Annotated in this window: 12 protein-coding genes; 4 read left to right on the top strand and 8 right to left on the bottom strand. The window is 73.6% G+C overall.

What is annotated here, in order from left to right:
* Positions 1-3 precede the first annotated feature (3 nt).
* The 4 genes from egtD to egtA are packed head-to-tail and all read right to left on the bottom strand — an operon-like array spanning position 4 to position 4,464.
* Complete coding sequence (gene egtD / locus ACIHAR_RS18365; protein ID WP_365462502.1) at positions 4-966, bottom strand: L-histidine N(alpha)-methyltransferase; 963 nt, start codon at positions 964-966, stop codon at positions 4-6.
* Positions 963-1,787, bottom strand: coding sequence for an ergothioneine biosynthesis protein EgtC (gene egtC / locus ACIHAR_RS18370; protein ID WP_400020377.1), 825 nt, complete (start codon positions 1,785-1,787; stop codon positions 963-965). Before egtC ends, egtD begins: the two co-directional genes overlap by 4 nt.
* Positions 1,787-3,163 (bottom strand): ergothioneine biosynthesis protein EgtB, encoded by a 1,377-nt coding sequence (egtB, locus tag ACIHAR_RS18375; RefSeq protein WP_400020379.1) that lies wholly within the window; start codon positions 3,161-3,163, stop codon positions 1,787-1,789. The genes egtC and egtB overlap by 1 nt, the downstream gene beginning before the upstream one ends.
* Positions 3,160-4,464 (bottom strand): ergothioneine biosynthesis glutamate--cysteine ligase EgtA, encoded by a 1,305-nt coding sequence (gene egtA / locus ACIHAR_RS18380; RefSeq protein ID WP_400020381.1) that lies wholly within the window; start codon positions 4,462-4,464, stop codon positions 3,160-3,162. The genes egtB and egtA overlap by 4 nt, the downstream gene beginning before the upstream one ends.
* A gap of 286 nt (positions 4,465-4,750) precedes the next feature.
* Between egtA and ACIHAR_RS18385 the strand changes: the two genes are divergently transcribed.
* Complete coding sequence (locus tag ACIHAR_RS18385; protein ID WP_365462510.1) at positions 4,751-5,572, top strand: TIGR02452 family protein; 822 nt, start codon at positions 4,751-4,753, stop codon at positions 5,570-5,572.
* On the opposite strand, the gene ACIHAR_RS18390 is transcribed toward ACIHAR_RS18385, so the two are convergent.
* Both ACIHAR_RS18390 and ACIHAR_RS18395 read right to left on the bottom strand, forming a co-directional pair.
* A complete protein-coding gene (locus ACIHAR_RS18390; protein ID WP_365462512.1) occupies positions 5,557-6,003 on the bottom strand; it encodes a type II toxin-antitoxin system PemK/MazF family toxin in 447 nt (148 codons plus the stop codon). The genes ACIHAR_RS18385 and ACIHAR_RS18390 overlap by 16 nt on opposite strands.
* Positions 6,004-6,428: 425 nt before the next feature.
* Positions 6,429-7,862 (bottom strand): amidase, encoded by a 1,434-nt coding sequence (locus ACIHAR_RS18395; protein ID WP_365462514.1) that lies wholly within the window; start codon positions 7,860-7,862, stop codon positions 6,429-6,431.
* A gap of 248 nt (positions 7,863-8,110) precedes the next feature.
* On the opposite strand from ACIHAR_RS18395, the gene ACIHAR_RS18400 reads away from it, so the two are divergent.
* Positions 8,111-9,499, top strand: coding sequence for a glycoside hydrolase family 43 protein (locus ACIHAR_RS18400; protein WP_400020384.1), 1,389 nt, complete (start codon positions 8,111-8,113; stop codon positions 9,497-9,499).
* Positions 9,500-9,596: 97 nt separating this feature from the next.
* Here the strand turns inward: ACIHAR_RS18400 and ACIHAR_RS18405 are convergent, their stop codons facing one another.
* Both ACIHAR_RS18405 and ACIHAR_RS18410 read right to left on the bottom strand, forming a co-directional pair.
* Positions 9,597-11,639: a SpoIIE family protein phosphatase gene (locus tag ACIHAR_RS18405; RefSeq protein WP_400020386.1), complete on the bottom strand. Its 2,043-nt coding sequence runs from the start codon at positions 11,637-11,639 to the stop codon at positions 9,597-9,599.
* Between the two features lie 444 nt (positions 11,640-12,083).
* Positions 12,084-12,575: a MarR family transcriptional regulator gene (locus ACIHAR_RS18410; RefSeq protein WP_365462520.1), complete on the bottom strand. Its 492-nt coding sequence runs from the start codon at positions 12,573-12,575 to the stop codon at positions 12,084-12,086.
* A 179-nt stretch (positions 12,576-12,754) separates the two neighbouring features.
* Here ACIHAR_RS18410 and ACIHAR_RS18415 point away from each other — a divergent pair, with 179 nt between their 5' ends.
* Positions 12,755-14,206 (top strand): MFS transporter, encoded by a 1,452-nt coding sequence (locus ACIHAR_RS18415; RefSeq protein ID WP_400020388.1) that lies wholly within the window; start codon positions 12,755-12,757, stop codon positions 14,204-14,206.
* A gap of 167 nt (positions 14,207-14,373) precedes the next feature.
* The gene (locus tag ACIHAR_RS18420; RefSeq protein ID WP_400020390.1) at positions 14,374-15,768 is read left to right on the top strand and encodes a TerD family protein; all 1,395 of its coding nucleotides are present in this window, start codon (positions 14,374-14,376) and stop codon (positions 15,766-15,768) included.
* Positions 15,769-16,056 lie beyond the last annotated feature (288 nt).

Genomic DNA, 16,056 nt, shown 5'->3' on the forward strand with positions numbered 1-16,056 from the left:
CGCTCAGCGCACGACGCTCAGCGACAGTGCGAAGCGTTCCGCGCGGTCCGTCCACCAGTGGGTCAACTCCATTCCCGCTGCGGCCAGTTCGGCCCGCACGCCCTCCTGCCGGAACTTCGCCGACACCTCCGTGCGCAGATCCTCGCCCGCGGCGAAGTCGACGGCGAGGTCGAGCGCGGGAACCTTGACGGTCTGCGCCGTCCGGGACCGCAGCCGCATCTCGATCCACTCGTTCTGCGCGTCCCAGAGGGCGACGTGGTCGAAGGCGTCGGGGTCGAAGTCGGCGCCGAGCTCGCGGTTGACGACGGCCAGGACGTTCTTGTTGAACGCGGCCGTCACCCCGGCCGCGTCGTCGTACGCCCGGACCAGCACCCCCTCGTCCTTGACCAGGTCGGTGCCGAGGAGCAGCCCGTCGCCCGGTGCCAGCAGGGCGCGGACCGAGGCGAGGAAGGCCGCGCGCTCGTCGGGCAGCAGGTTGCCGATCGTGCCGCCGAGGAACGCCAGCAGACGCGGGCCCGGGGTGTCCGGCAGGGTCAGCGGGGCGGTGAAGTCGGCGATGAGGGCGTGGACGCGCAGGGTGGGCCGCTCGGCGATCAGGGCGTGCCCGGCCCCGGTGAGGGCGCTCTCGCTGACGTCGACCGGCACGTACGTGTGCAGGCCGGTGAGCGCGGCGATGAGGTGGCGGGTCTTCTCCGAGGAGCCCGAACCCAGTTCGACGAGGGTGCGGGCGCCGGCCACGGCGGCGATCTCCTCGGAGCGGTCCAGGAGGATCTCGCGCTCGGCCCGCGTCGGGTAGTACTCGGGCAACTCCGTGATCCGCTCGAAGAGTTCGCTGCCGTGCGCGTCGTAGAACCACTTCGGCGGGAGCGTCTTGAAGGCGCCGGTGAGGCCGTGCCGGACGTCGGCGCGCAGGGCGGCCTCGGTGGCGTCCTCGGGGAGGGTACGGGTGATGTGGAACAGGCTCACGTGCCGGTCTCCTCGGGTGATGGGTGTCCCCCCGGTCGAGCGGAGCCGGGAGTGGGGGAGGGGTTCGTGTCCGCCTCCGGCTCCTTGAGCGGGGTGAGCAGGACCTCGGTGCGGGTCGCCGTGAGCAGGGTGCGGTCCGGGACCTCCTGCCAGTGCGGATCGTCGTCGTGGGGCTCGGAGGCCACGACCGTGCGGCCGGCACCCGTCAGGTACCAGAGGGTGTCGCCCCAGGCCGTCGCGGTGATCGCCTCGCCGTTGGTGAGCAGGAGGTTCAGACGGGAACCGGGTGCCGCCGCGGCGACCTCCTGCACGGTGTCCGCCAGCGCCTGCCCCTCCGTGTCCCCGGCGCGCAGCCGGGCGAGGGCAAGCGCCCACACGAACGCCGAGTCGTTGCGGGCCTCCATCGACAGCAGCTCGGCCGCCGGCAGACCGCGGGCCAGGGACTCCAGGGAGCCGGGCCACCCCCTGACCGCCCCGTTGTGGCTGAACAGCCACGGCCCCGCGGCGAACGGCGCCGCCGCGGCCTCCGCGTCCGCCCCGGCCAGGGTCGCGTCCCGTACGGCGGCCAGCAGCGCCCCGGTCCGCACGACCCGCGCCAGGTCGGCGAAGGACAGGTCCGCCCAGATGGGGCCGGCCCGGCGGTAGCGGGCGGGCACCGGATCTCCCTCGGCGTACCAGCCCACGCCGAAACCGTCGGCGTTGACGGTTCCGTGGCGCTGCCGCCGGGGCGCCCAGGACTGCCGGTACAGGGCGTGCGCGGGCTCCACGAGGAGCCGGCCGAGCGGCTCCTCGGGGCCTACGTAAGCCACATGACGGCACATCAGGCGTCCCCCGAACGAGCCGTGCGGAAGCCGGAGAAGATCTGCCGGCGGATCGGGTAGTCCCAGTTGCGGAACGTTCCCCGGCAGGCCACCGGGTCCACCGCGAACGAGCCGCCGCGCAGCACCTTGTACTCGGGACCGAAGAACACCTCCGAGTACTCCTTGTACGGGAACGCCCGGAAGCCGGGGTAAGGCAGGAAGTCGCTCGCCGTCCACTCCCACACGTCGCCGATCAACTGGCGCACCCCCAGCGGCGACTCGCCGGCCGGATAGCTGCCCGCCGGGGCCGGACGCAGGTGCCGCTGGCCCAGGTTGGCGTGTTCGGGCGCGGGGTCGGCGTCGCCCCACGGGTAGCGCATCGACCCGCCGGTCGCCGGGTCGTACCGTGCCGCCTTCTCCCACTCCGACTCGGTGGGCAGCCGCCGTCCGGCCCAGCGGGCGTAGGCGTCCGCCTCGTACCAGCACACGTGCAGCACCGGCTCGTCGGGCGGTACGACCTCGGTGACGCCGAAGCGGCGGCGCAGCCACTGCCGGCCGTCACGGCGCCAGAACAGCGGGGCGTGGAGGGAGTTCGCGCGGACGTGCGCCCACCCCTCCCTCGTCCACCAGCGTTCGTCGTCGTAGCCGCCGTCGTCGATGAACGCCTGGTAGGCCGCGTTCGTCACCGGGGTCGTGTCGATGTAGAAGGGCGCCACCTCGCGGGCGTGCGCGGGGCGCTCGTTGTCCAGGGCCCACGGCTCGGCCGAGGTCCCCATGGTGAACGGGCCGCCCGGGACGAGGACCTCGGACGGGCCGGTGAACAGGGGTGCCGGGTCCGGGTCGGGGGCGGTGAGGGCCTGCGGGCCCCGGCGCAGCTGATGGGTGATCAGCATCGTCTCGTCGTGCTGCTGCTCGTGCTGCGCGATCATCCCGAAGGCGAAGCCCGCCTCCGTCAGCCGGGTGCCGTGGAAGTCGGCCGACTCCAGCACGTCCAGGGCCCGCCCGCGCACCTCCGCCGCGTACCGGCGGGCCTCCTCGGGCGGCAGCAGCGGCAGGGAGGGCCGTTCGGAGCGCGGGTGCTCGAACGCGTCGTACAGGCCGTCGATCTCGGGGCGCATCGCCTCGCGGCCGGCCACCGCGCGCAGCAGCCACAGCTCCTCCTGGTTGCCGATGTGCGCGAGGTCCCACACCAGCGGGGACATCAGCGGGGAGTGCTGGGCGGTGAGATCCGGACCCTCGACGCAGGTGGTGAGGAGCGTGGTGCGCTCCCGGGCCGTGATGAGCGAGGCGAGCGCGCGTGCGCGCAGCGTGTCGGCTTCGTGGCCGGAACGGGAGGCGGGAGCCGCGTCGGTCCCGGTGGCCGTGCGGGCGTCGGTGTCCAGGGGGAGGTCGGTCATGGGCGGATGTCCTTCCCGTGGGCGGCGGCGGTGCCGCGCAGGCGGTCGAGCTGGTCGTCGGCGGGGCAGCGGCCCGGCAGGACGTAGCGGTCCCGGTAGGCGGTGACGGCCTCCATGACGGCGTCGGTCGCGCCGAGCCGGGGCAGCGCCTCCAGGGCGGCCGTGAAGCAGGCGACGGCGGCCTCGTGCAGCTCGGGGTCGGTCAGCCCGGCACGGGAGGCGTCCATCCACAGCGGGTTGTGCGGGGCGGGCAGGGACATCGCCCGCTCCGCCAGCGGCTTCACCGCACGGTGGGCGCTCTCGGCCGCCTCCGGGTCGTCGAACAGGGCCGTCGTCACGGCGACGGGCACGATCCAGCCGTCGTCGCCGGGCTGCGCGTCGATCATGCGCAGCTCCAGGTGGCCGCGCGGTCTGACCGGCGGGAACAGCGTGGAGACGTGGTAGTCGAGGTCCGCCCTGGTGGGCGACCCCTTCCGCGTCCACTCCCGGAACGTCAGCCCGTCGGGCACGTCCCACGGCCCGCTGTCGCGGCGTACGCACATCACCGGAGCGTCCAGGACGTGCCGGGCCCAGGCCGCGCGCGGCTCGGTGTCCGGCGGGGGAGCGCCCGCGCGGCCCGCGCCGATCTCGATCCACAGCAGCTGCCGCGTGGAGCGCCAGCCGGTGGGCGTGCCGTCGAGCAGCGCGGAGTTGGCGAACGCGGCGACGAGGACTGCGCCCAGGGTGTGTGCCAGCCGCCAGCGCCGCTCGTGCCCCAGCGGACCGGGCTCCTCGTAGCCGGCGTCCAGGCAGACCTGCACGGAGGCCGAGGTGCACATCATCGCCCGCCCGGCCGGTCCGGTGCGGTCGAGGCACGCCTCCATGGCGTCGTAGCGGGGTTGGTGCAGGAATCGCCGGGGCGGGTGCCAGGGGTCGGTGCCCAGGCCGGTGAGGGCGAGTCCCGCCTCGCGCAGGACCGGGCGGACGGCGGCCAGGTCGGCGGAGAGGGTGGCGACGCATTCCATGAGGGAGGCGGCGGGCGGCGAGCTCAGCTCCAGCTGGCCGCCGGGTTCGACGGTGAGCGCCGACCTCAGAGGGACGGTCCGCAGGGCGGCGTAGGCCGCTTCGAGCCGTTCGGGTGTCACGGGGAGCTGCGGTGCGCGCAGCTCGTGGACGAGCCATTCCAGTTCGGCCCCCACCGTGCGGGGCGGTCCGGTCTTGAAGCAGATGCCCTTGACCAGGGCTTCCACCTCGGCTTCGGTGAGCGGCGTACGGGGCTCCGTACAGTCGCCCACCGATGCGGTGCTCGGTATTTCGGACATGTCGGGATCCTCCTGAGATTCCACCATGCCACCGGTCCGGCGTCGGTGGGGGCCGGACCGGCATCACTCGTCCCACCCAAGACCCTCGGCCGGATTCGCACAAGGGTGCACAACGGTACTTTGGGGACCCGGAGTCCGCGATTCGTTCATGTTTGTGCAGCTCGGAAACTCCGTTGCACCGCATGACCAGCATCGCTCACCATGCGTTCATGAGCACGACGGGGGAGACGTACGGGACGGGAGGGGCCGCGCGGCGCGCGGTCACGGCGCCCACGGGGGTGGCGCCGTGAGCGCGCGTCTGCGGGGCATCGCCCGCGAGACCGAGCAGATCGTCACGGCGGGCGCCTACCGCGCGCCGGACGGCCGGGAGGTGTCCCTCGCGGCGGCGGTCGCGGCGGCGCGCGCGGGGACGCGGATGACGGGGCCGGACCCGGTCCCGGTGCCCGCCTCCCCGGACGTCGACACGCTCGTCGAGGTCACCGGCGAGAGCAGCACGGAAGCCGCCCGCCGGCTCGCCCCCGGCGGACCGGTCGCCGTACTGAACTTCGCCTCGGCCCGCAACCCGGGCGGCGGTTACCTCAACGGCGCGCAGGCCCAGGAGGAGGCCCTGTGCCGCGCCTCCGCGCTGTACACGTGCCTGGTCGAGGCTCGCGCGTTCTACGACCACCACCGCGCCCACCGCGACCCGTTCTACTCCGACCGGGTCATCCACTCACCGGCCGTGCCCGTCTTCCGCGACGACCGCGGCCGCCTCCTCGACGAGCCGTTCGGCGCCGGATTCCTGACGGCGGCCGCGCCGAACGCCGGAGTGGTGCTGCGTACGGCACCGGAGCGCGCGCCCGAACTGCCCCGCGCCCTCGCCGTGCGGGCCGAGCGCGTCCTGGAGACGGCCGCCGCCCACGGCTACCGGCGGCTGGTGCTGGGTGCGTGGGGCTGCGGGGTGTTCCGCAACGACCCGGCGCAGGTGGCGGGCGCGTTCCGGGCGCTGCTGGGCCCCGGCGGGCGGTTCGGACGCACCTTCGAGCACGTGGTGTTCGGGGTGCTGGACCGGACGCCGGGGAGTGTGGTGCGGGGCGCCTTCGAGAAGGTCTTTCAGGTCCAGCCGTAGCGCTGGTGCAGCCGGTGCCGGACCAGGTTGAACCGCATGCGGTCCAACGCGCACGCCTCGCGGCGCATGCCGTCCTCGTGCAGCCTGAGAACGCGGTCGACGTCCACCCAGGAGTCCCGCCCGGAGCGGTCCCAAGGGCCGCTGCCGATGGCGACCCACTCCCGGTCGCCGTCGTGCCGCTTGCTGGACAACTGCACGGCCAGGAAGGTCCCCGCCGCCTCCCGGGCCACGACGAGCACCGGACGGTCCTTGCCCCGCCCGTCGTTCTCCTCGTACGGCACCCAGGTCCACACGATCTCACCGGGATCGGGGTCGCCGTCGTGCGCGGGGGAGTACTCGGTGCGCACCCGGCCGACCTCGCGGGGATCGGCCTCGGTGGTGGCGGAGGGCCCGAACCGGCCCGGGACGTTCTCTTCGGTAAACGCGGTCACGGAGGCACCCTAGAGCCTGCCCTCCACACCGGACCGGGGCGTCTCCGTCTTCGCCCCGGCAACGGCCCCGGAAGAGGCGTGGGTCTGCACTGTCTCCGGGTCCGGCAACGGACGTGAAGGGGCGCGGGGAACTGCGCGATCGGCCGCGACGGCGCCGCAGTCGCCGTCGTCGCTCGACGGCCCGTTCGGGCGGGTGCGGGGAGGCCGATCGGCGGAGGCCTGCTCGGGGCGGGTGAGACCGGTGGCAGGGTCTGCACTGTCTCCGGGTCCGGCAAGGGACGTGAAGGGGCGCGGGGAACTGCGCGATCGGCCGCGACGGCGCCGCAGTCGCCGTCGTCGCTCGACGGCCCGTTCGGGCGGGTGCGGGGCGCGGTCCGACCGTCACGGTGACCCGCCCCACGGGCCCGAGCAGGCGCGCAACGCGGTCACCCGGCCGCGACGTTCGCGACCGGCTCCGGCTCGGGTCGCGGCGGCCACACCTCGTGCCACCGCAGCCGAGCCTCCAGTTGCGCGGCCAGCGACAGCAGCAGCGGCTCGCTGTTCGCCGGTCCGAGCAGCTGCGCCCCGACCGGCAGCCCGCCGGGTGTGAAGCCGGCGGGCACGTTGACGCCGGGCCACCCGAGGACGTTCCACGGCCAGGCGTACGGACACGCGGCGATGATGGCGCGGTCGGTGGCGAATCCGCCGAGGTTCAGCAGGGCCCCGATCCGGGGCGGGGGAGCGGCCGTCGTCGGCGCGAGGACCACGTCGTACGTCCCGAAGAAGGCGCCGATACGGCGGTGCAGGACCGCCTCCGCGCGCCGGGCCGCCCGCAGCGGGGCGCCGCCGAGGAGCCGGCCCAGCCGGGCCGCGCCGCGGGTGCGCCGGTCGAGCAGCGCGGGGAAGGGCGCCTCGGCGACCCACTCGGCGATGCCCGCGGTCGCCCGGGGCACGAAGGTCAGCCCGATCCGCCCGTACGGCGGGTCGGCCTCCTCGACGGTGTGCCCCAGGTCGGCGAGCCGCTCGGCGAGTTCGACGACCCGGGCGCGCACCTCGGGCCGCAGCCGGGCGGGTACCGCCGTGAACGGCGGCGTCAGCGCGAGCGCGATGCGCAGCCGCCCGGGGTCGCGGCCGACGGCGGCCGAGGCGTCGACGGCCGGCGGCTGGTGCGGATCGCGCTCGTGGTTGCCGCTCGCCGCGTCCAGGAGGAGGGCCGCGTCGGCGACCGTGCGGGCGAGTGTGCCGTTGACGGTGATGCCCTGGAAGGACTCGCCGCGCGGCCAGGTGGAGATGCGGCCGCGCTGCGGCTTGATGCCGACGAGGTGGGTCCAGGAGGCGGGGATGCGGACCGAGCCGGCGCCGTCGGAGCCCAGGGCGGCCGGCACCAGACCCGCCGCGACCGCGGCCGCCGAGCCACCGGAGGAGCCGCCCGGGGTGTGGTCGGTGTTCCAGGGGTTGCGGGTCGCGCCGAAGGCGGGCCCCTCGGTGAACGGCCACTGCCCGAGCTCGCAGGTGTTGGTCTTGCCGACGATGACGGCACCGGCCGCGCGCAGCCGCCGTACGGCCTCCCCGTCCTCGGCGACGACCGGATGGGTGCCCTGGCAGCCGAAGGCGGTCGGTTCGCCCGCCACGTCCATGTCGTCCTTGACGGCCACCGGGACGCCGAGCAGGGGCTTGCGCACGCCCGCGGCGAGTTCCCGGTCCGCCGCCTCGGCCTCGGCGAGCGCGGCCTCGGTCCGCACCACCCGGAAGGCGTTGAGGGTGCCCTGGGTCGCCTCGATCCGCGCCAGGGCCCGCTCGACCAGCGTGCGGGAGGACACCTCCCCGTCGGCCAGCGCACGGACGCTGTCCGACAGGCCTGCGGAACGGTCGAGCGTCATGCGGGACACCTCCGGGAGCACGTCGTCGTGACTACCGAACGGTAACGTCTGGAGGAGGCCCGCGGAACGACCCTCGCGCGGCGGCGAGTTCCGTGCTCGCTACAGCTTCCGTGGGACGCCTGTGTGTTGCTGCGCGAAGGATTGACGGGTGAGGGTCTCCCCCCTACCTTCTGACCGACTTTCCGAACTGTGTTCGGTATGTCGAACCCCGAGTTACAGGGGTGCCCGAGCCGTAGGGAGAGCCGCCCATGACCACCCGTCCCCCCGCCCCGTCCCGCCGCGCCCTGCTGCGCGCGATGGCCGTGCTGCCCGCCTCGGCGCTCGTGCTGGGCGAGACGCCCGGCCTGCTCGGCACGGCGCTCGCCGCCGCCCCGCCCAGCGGCTCGGCCACCCGCTACACCATCGTGCCGTTCCTCAACAGCAACGACGGCACGGTCAACGTCTACCAGTCGGACGACGCCACCGACTTCCGGCTCGTCAAGTCCTCCGCCTACACCCCGCCGGGCAACCGCATCCGCGACGCCAGCATCATCAAGCACACCAACGGCTACTACTACGTCGCCTACACGACCCACACCTGGCAGGACGTCAGCACCACCATCGGCTTCGCCCGCAGCACCGACCGGGTCAACTGGACCTTCCTGTACGACTACACGGTCCCGATCGCGAACCTGTCCCGCGCCTGGGCGCCGGAGTGGTTCGTCGACGGCGACGGCAGCGTCAGCGTGATCGTCTCGTGCTCGACCACGGACGACGAGTGGATCTTCACCCCGTACCTGCTGAGGGCCACCGACTCCGCGCTCACCACCTGGAGTCCACCGGTCGCCCTGGCCGGCATCGGCAAGAACCACATCGACACGTTCGTCGTGAGGATCGGCTCGACCTACCACGCCTTCACCAAGAACGAGACCACCAAGTACATCGAGTACGGCACCGCGACCCACCTCGCCGGCCCGTACACCATCTCCCGCACGGGCAACTGGGCGGGCTGGGGCAGCTACCGCGAGGGCCCGGCCCTCGTACAGCTCGACAACGGCGCCTGGCGGCTGTTCTTCGACGGCTACGGCGACGGCAACTACTACTACAGCGACAGTTACGACACCTTCGCCACCTGGAGCACCCCCAAAGCCCTGCCGGGCATCTCGGGCACGGCACGCCACTTCACCGTCATCAAGGAGACGGTGTCCGGCGGTGTGAGCCTCGCCAAGAACGTCACCCGTTCCTTCCGCTCGGCCAACTACACCACCCGCCACTGGCAGGTGCAGTCCTCCCTGCTCAACCTCCCGGTGGTGACAGGCTCCAGCACGACCGCCGAGAAGCAGGCCGCCACCTTCACCGTGGTACCGGGTCTGGCCGACGCGGGCGGCTGCTCGTTCCGCGACGCGGCCGGCAACTACCTGCGCCACTACGCCTTCCGTGCCCGCTTCGACGCCAACGACGGCACGTCGGCCTTCGCCAGGGACGCCACGTTCATCGCCCGCACGGGCACCGCGAGCGGCTCGGTGCGCTTCGAGTCGTACAACTACCCCGGCTACTACCTGCGGCACTACAACTACCAGCTACGGGTCGAACAGACGGACGGCACGGACCTGTTCCGGCAGGACAGCTCGTTCGTGCCGGTGACCGCCTGGGCGTGAGCGGGGCGGCGGGGGCACCGTGCGGGACGGTGCCCCTCGCCGAGGTGAGGCGCCCGGCCCGGACCGTCCCGCCGTCCGGCTCCCCGCCGGTCCGCGCTCAGCCGCGGGCGCGGACCAGCAGGAGCGCGACGTCGTCGTCGGGCTCGGGGCGCAGGGCGCCGAGGAGATCCTCGCCGGTCTGTTCCAGGGACTCGCCCGGGGTCTGCAGGAGCCGGGTCAGCGTCGTGAGGCCGGTGTCGATCGGCTCCGCCCGGTTCTCCACCAGGCCGTCGGTGTAGAGGGCGAGCAGTGAGCCCGGGCCGAGCTCCACTTCCACGGTCCCGAAGTCCACGCCGCCCACCCCGAGCGGGACGCCACCGGGCACGGCGACGAGTTCGGCGGTGCCGTCGGCCCTGGCCAGCACCGGCGGCAGGTGACCGGCGCTGGACAGGGCGCAGGTGCCGCGACCCAGGTCGCACACGGCGTAGACGCAGGTGGCGATCGCGTCGCCGAGAGAGCCCGCGATGTCGTCGAGGTGCCGCAGCAGCTCGGCCGGCGGAAGGTCGAGGCGGGCCAGCGCCCGGGTGGCGGTGCTCAACTGGCCCATGATCGCGGCGGCCTGGACCCCCTTGCCCATCACGTCCCCCACCACGAACGCGGTGCGCAGCGGGCCGAGCGGCAGCACGTCGTACCAGTCGCCACCGACCTCGCTCAGGGCGGGCCGGTAGCGGGCGGCGATGTCGAGACCCTCCCGCTGGGCCGGCGCGGAGGGCAGGAGGCTGCGCTGCAGCGTGAGGGCGGTGGCGCGTTCCCGCCCGTAGAGCCGGGCGTTGTCGATGGAGATCGCGGCCCGTGCGGCGAGCTCCCAGGCGAGGACGCGGTCCTGTTCGTCGAAGGGGCGCTCGTTGACGGTGCGGTACAGGCTGAGGGTGCCGAGCACCTTGCCCCGGGCCATCAGCGGCACCGCGAGATAGGAGTGGACGCCGGCCTCGTGCAGCGTCTGGGCGGCGCGGGCGTCCCGGGCGATGCGCCGCATGATCCGCCCGTCCACGCGCTCGACGAGCACCGGGCGGGCGTTGCGGACGCACTGGGTGATGATCCGCGAGGAGCCGTAGGTGGCCAGCTCCCCGACCGGGTCGGCGGCGTGGATGGCGTCGGTGGGGTAGCCGGCCGCCACGGCCAGCGCCCGGAACTCGGCGGGGGCGTTGCCCGTGACCGGCGTGATGGTGCCGTGGGACACGACGGACTCCAGGACGTCCACGGCGGCCAGGTCGGCCACGTCCGGTACGGCGACGTCGGCCAGCTCCCGCGCGGTCTGCCGGAGGTCCAGCGTGGTGCCGATCCGCATCCCGGCCTCCGCGATCACGGACAGCCGCTGCCGGGCCTGGGCGACCTCGGCCGCGGCCTGCTGGCGTTCGGTGACGTCCAGGACGGCCACCGCCAGACCGAGCACCCGGCCGTTGGTGTCCTCGATGCGGTGGTACGACTCCGAGTACGCGCGGTCCTCGGCGTGCGCCGCCGTACGGCCGACCGTCTGCTGGTCGAGCAGGGGGCTGCCGGTCGCCAGGACGTGCCGCATGCGGGCCTCGATGGCCTCCACGTCCAGCCCCGGCAGCACCTCGCTCACCCGGCGGCCCACCACCTCCGACTCCGGTACGCCGTTCATGCGCTCGAGCGAGGGGTTGACGCCCACCCAGCGAAGGTCGGTGTCGAAGACGGCGATGCCGATGGGGCTCTGGTTGACGAGGCTGTGGGAGAGCGCCAGGTCGCGCTCGACGCCCCGGACGGTCGGCGCGTCCGCGGCGAGACCGAGCAGGTGGGGCTGGCCGTCGCGGTCGAGCAGGCGCATCGTGCGGAACTCGACGGGGCGTTCCGTACCGTCCCGGTGCCGCAGCGGGAAGACACCCGCCCACCGGCCCCCGGAACGGACCGCGGTGAACAGTTCCCTGGCCCGGTGACGGTTCTCGGGGGCGACGAGGAGGATGTCGGCGCGCTGCCCGAGGGCCTCCTCCGCGGAATGGCCGAGCAGCAGCTCGATCTCCGGGCTCCACAGGGCGATGTGCCCGGTCCCGTCCAGGACCACGGCCGCGACCTTCAGAAGGTCCAGCAGCCCGCCGGGGGCCGCCGTGACCTCGTCGTCCGTGGTCACATCCCCGCCCATCACGAGCCGCTCCCTCCGGCGCGGCAAACGGTACCGCCAAGATCCGTATTGATGGCCATCCGATTAGGTCACAGTACGGTCGGAAGGGCAACACTGTCGCGCGGAGAGGTATGGGGGCCGAAGAGCGCCCGCCGGGCATCCCCGGCCGGGGTGACGTGCGTGAAGGGGCGCGGGGATCTGCGCGCTGAACCCAGACGGCGCCGCGCCCGCCACTGTGGCCCGGCCGCCCGGGCGTGGGGGGCGAGCCCGGCGGTCGCCGCCTTGTGTCCCAGGCCGGGGTGACGTACGTGAAGGGGCCGGGGACTGCGCGCTCAGCCACGACAGCCCCGCACCCGCCCCCGAGGCCCCGCCACCCCTTGGGGCCCGCGTCGGCCACCCCGCCACTCAGGCGCGCAGACGGCGGGCGAGGCCGGCGAGCCACCCCGCACTGCCGCCACCCCCTACTCAATCGCCCCGCTCGCCCCGCTCACCCGGCGCAGCCACCGGCCGCGGCCACGGCCGGCCACCGATGCGCTCGATGCCGTGGTTGAAGCGTCGCAGGTACTCCGCGAAGGCGGCGATGTCGTCGTCCGACCAGTCCGCCATCACCCGGTCCAGCACCTCGACGATGCCCTCGCGCTCCTCGTCCAGCAGCCGTCTGCCCTCGTCGGTGAGGCGGAACTTGCGGGCCATGCCGCCCGCCGGGTCGGGGATCCGCTCGACGAGGCCCGCGCGCATCGCCGCCGCGGTCTGCCGGTTCAGGGTGGACGCGTCAAGCCCGAAGGCGTCGCTGAGTTCCCCGATCGACATCGGCCCCTGGACCCGGATCCGGCTCAGCAGGATGTAGGCGCTGCGCTCCAGCACGCCGTCCTGGCGACGGCCCCCGCGCCGGCTCAGGAACGTGTGGCGGCTGAGCAGCATCTGCTCGTACTCGACCTCGTGCGTCGGCCTCTCCATGTGCCCGAGCCTCCTGTTCGTGCGACCGCCCCGGGGCACGTCCCGCGGCGGCCGCTCCATCCTGGCACACCGTCGTGCACGCGCCACATCGCGTGCTTGATACACGTCGCATGTACGATGCACATCCTCATCATCCCGGCCTCCGCTCCGGGACCGACAGAAAGCCGAGGAGTCCGCCCATGGACGCCCCCCAGCCCACGGCCCGCGCGGGTGGCGTGGTCGCCACGCTCGCGCTCGCCGGCATCACCGCCGCGATCATGCAGACCCTGGTCACGCCGCTCATCGCCGAACTGCCGCAGATCCTGCACACCTCGGCCTCGAACGCGGCCTGGGTGATCACGGTCACCCTGCTGGCCGGCGCGGTCTGCGTGCCGGTCGTCGGGCGGCTCGGCGACCTCGTCGGCAAGCGGCCCATGCTCCTGGCGTGCGCGGTGCCGCTGGTTGCGGGCTCGGCGGTGTGCGCGGTCGCCTCCGACGTGATGACGATGATCGTCGGACGCGGGCTGCAGGGCATGGGCATGGGCATGGTGCCGCTGGGCATCGCCCTCCTGCGGGACGTCGTCCCGGCGGAAAAGCTCAGTTCCTCGATCGCCCTGGTCAGCGCGTCCATGGGCATCGGCGGCGGCCTCGGCCTGCCCATCGCCGCTGCGATCGCCCAGTACGCGAGCTGGCGCGTGCTGTTCTGGGGCTCGGCCGGCATGGCCGTCATCGTCTCCCCCCTGATCTGGTTCCTGATCCCGGACGTGCCCGCCGCCGCCAAGGGCCAGCGCTTCGACATGCCCGGCGCCCTCGGCCTCGGCACCGGCCTGGTCTGCCTGCTGCTCGCGGTCTCCAAGGGCGCCGACTGGGGCTGGGGTTCGGCCGTCACGCTCGGTCTGTTCGCCGCCGCGGTCGTCGTGTTCGCGGCCTGGGGACTGTGGGAGACGCGTACCACCGACCCGCTGACCGACCTGCGCACGACCGCCCGTCCCAGGGTGCTGCTCACCAACGTCGCCTCGGTCTTCGTCGGCTTCGCGATGTACGCGAGCATGCTCGTCATGCCGCAGCTGCTGCAGTTCCCGGAGGCCACCGGGTACGGTCTCGGCCAGTCGATGCTCGCGGCCGGTCTGTGGATGGCGCCGGGCGGCATCATGATGATGTTCGTCTCCCCGCTCGGCGGGAAGCTCACCAACGCCCGCGGCCCGAAGTTCACCCTGATCTGCGGCGCACTGGTCATCGCCGCCGGCTACGGCCTGTCCATGCCGCTGATGGGCTCCGCCTGGGGCCTGATGCTGGTCGGCATCGTCATCAACAGCGGCGTCGGCCTCGCCTACGGCTCGATGCCCGCCCTGATCATGGGCTCGGTGCCGGTGTCGGAGACCGCTGCCGCCAACGGCTTCAACACCCTGATGCGTTCGCTCGGCACCTCGGTCGGCGCCGCCGTCATCGGCGTGATCCTCGCGCAGATGACGACCACCCTGGGCGGTCACACCTTCGCCTCCGAGGACGGCTTCCGCACCGCGCTCCTCGCCGGCGGCGGGCTGGCCCTGGTCTCCGCCGCCATCGCGGCCCTCATCCCCGCCGCACGCACCCCGGAGCCCGGCACGAAGGAGGCCGACCCGGCGCCGCAGCCCGCGCAGGCCCGGGTCTGACAGTCCGGGAAGGGGCGGGCGGTACGGGCTTTCGCCGCCGGAGGCCCGTACCTCCCGCCCCTTCCTCCGCCTCGGGCGAGGCCCGGCAGGCCACCGTCGGGCCGGATCCGTCCCCGGTGTGACACAGTGGCGGGAATCGATGGGGAGATCGTGCGGGGGTGGGTTGCATGCCGGAGCTGGGCAAGGGCGGGAACACCACGATGGGCGCCGGACCGGTGACCGTGGAGCTGACCGCGGAGGGCGACGCGGTCGACCTCAGCGCCCTCCTGGTCACCGCGGACGGCAAGGTCAGGTCCGACGACGACCTGGTGTTCTACAACCAGCCGTCCGCCGAGTCCGGCGCCGTCCGCCACCTGGCCGCCGACGCCGGCGGTCCCGAACGCATCGAGGTGGATCCGGCCGCCCTGCCCGCCGACGTGGACCGGGTCGTCCTGGTGGCCAGCTGCGACCCCGACGACGCCACCCGCACGTTCCGGCAGGTCAAAAACGTGCGAGTGAGTGCCACGCAGGCCGGCGGCGAAGCGGTCCTCTTCCGGCCGCCGCCCCTGACCGACGGCGAACGCGCCGTGCTGCTGACGGAGCTCTACCGCCGCGGCCCGGCCTGGAAGCTGCGCGCCATCGGCCAGGGCTACGCCGACGGACTGGCGGGACTGGCCACGGACTTCGGCATCGAGGTCGCCGAGGAGGAGCCCGCGGAGCCGCGGCGGGAGACATCGGCACCGCAGCCGGAGACACCGGCACTGCGACCGGAGACTTCGGCACCGACGCCCGAGACACCCGCACCGCATCCGGCCACCCCGGCCGCACCCCCCGCCCCGACCCGCCCGAACCTCGTCAAACCCCCGCTCGGCAGGATCAGCCTCGACAAGGGCAGCCAGGTCTCCCTCAGCCTGGACAAGGCCGACCGCGAACTCGTCGTCACCGTCGCGCTGGAGTGGGACGGCGGCAGCGAGCGGCGCCGCCGGCAGGGCGCCGACCTCGACCTGTACGCCCTGTTCGTGCCCGCGGCCAGGGCGCTGCGCGGCCCCAAGGCGCCGGGCACCCTGGTCAAGTCCGGTCACGTACCGCAGGGCGAGCCGCTGCGGCCGGGCGGAGCGACCGCGGCCTCCGCCACGCCGGCGACCGGCAAGAAGGGCAAGAAGGCCGACGTCGTCTACTACCGGTCCCTCGGCTCGCTCACCGGCCGCCCTTACATCCGCCTCGACGGGGACTCCCGCGTTCCCGGCCGCGAGGCGGTACAGATCGTGCGCCCCGACGAACAGGGCTACGTCCTGCTGTGCGCCTACTCCGCGGTCAGCAACGGCTTCGGCTCCTTCCGCAGCTTCGGCGCCAAGGTCGTCGTCGACGACGGCCGCGGCTCCACCGTCACCGTCCCCCTCTACGAGAACACCAAGACCCGCTACTGGGTGGCCATCGCGCTCGTCGACTTCACCTCCGCCGACGGAGCGGCCATCCACCACGTCGAGGCCTACAGCGCCCGCATGACGGAACGCCGCCCGCTGCTGCACCCCGACGGCACGATCGAGATGAACGCGGGCCCGGTGGAGTTCAAGCGCCGCTAGGTCCCGTCTCTGCGGCGGCTGCTCAGCTCCACGGGGTGTCGCTGCACGGCCGCAGCACAGGCAGCCACGGAGTTGAGGGACTACTGCGACGACACCGTGCAGGACCCGCGGACCGCCGGCGACGGCATGGTTCATTCGACGGTTCGGTCGCTGTGGTGAACTGAGCGACGCCTTCGTGATCAGCGTCGGGCGCTTGAGGATGGTGGCGAGGTGGAGTGCGGCTTGGTAGGCGACGGCGAGCCTGTCCGTTCGCATGGCCAGACCGGTCAGGGGTCGCGCATGGCTGTC

Source organism: Streptomyces sp. NPDC052016 (assembly GCF_044548445.1).
Lineage (GTDB): Bacteria > Actinomycetota > Actinomycetes > Streptomycetales > Streptomycetaceae > Streptomyces.

Coding starts and splice junctions, on each gene's coding strand:
- egtC (WP_400020377.1), bottom strand. CDS start 1,787: ATGTGCCGTCATGTGGCTTACGTAGGCCCCGAGGAGCCGCTCGGCCGG.
- egtB (WP_400020379.1), bottom strand. CDS start 3,163: ATGACCGACCTCCCCCTGGACACCGACGCCCGCACGGCCACCGGGACC.
- egtA (WP_400020381.1), bottom strand. CDS start 4,464: ATGTCCGAAATACCGAGCACCGCATCGGTGGGCGACTGTACGGAGCCC.
- ACIHAR_RS18395 (WP_365462514.1), bottom strand. CDS start 7,862: ATGACGCTCGACCGTTCCGCAGGCCTGTCGGACAGCGTCCGTGCGCTG.
- ACIHAR_RS18400 (WP_400020384.1), top strand. CDS start 8,111: ATGACCACCCGTCCCCCCGCCCCGTCCCGCCGCGCCCTGCTGCGCGCG.
- ACIHAR_RS18405 (WP_400020386.1), bottom strand. CDS start 11,639: ATGGGCGGGGATGTGACCACGGACGACGAGGTCACGGCGGCCCCCGGC.
- ACIHAR_RS18410 (WP_365462520.1), bottom strand. CDS start 12,575: ATGGAGAGGCCGACGCACGAGGTCGAGTACGAGCAGATGCTGCTCAGC.
- ACIHAR_RS18415 (WP_400020388.1), top strand. CDS start 12,755: ATGGACGCCCCCCAGCCCACGGCCCGCGCGGGTGGCGTGGTCGCCACG.
- ACIHAR_RS18420 (WP_400020390.1), top strand. CDS start 14,374: ATGCCGGAGCTGGGCAAGGGCGGGAACACCACGATGGGCGCCGGACCG.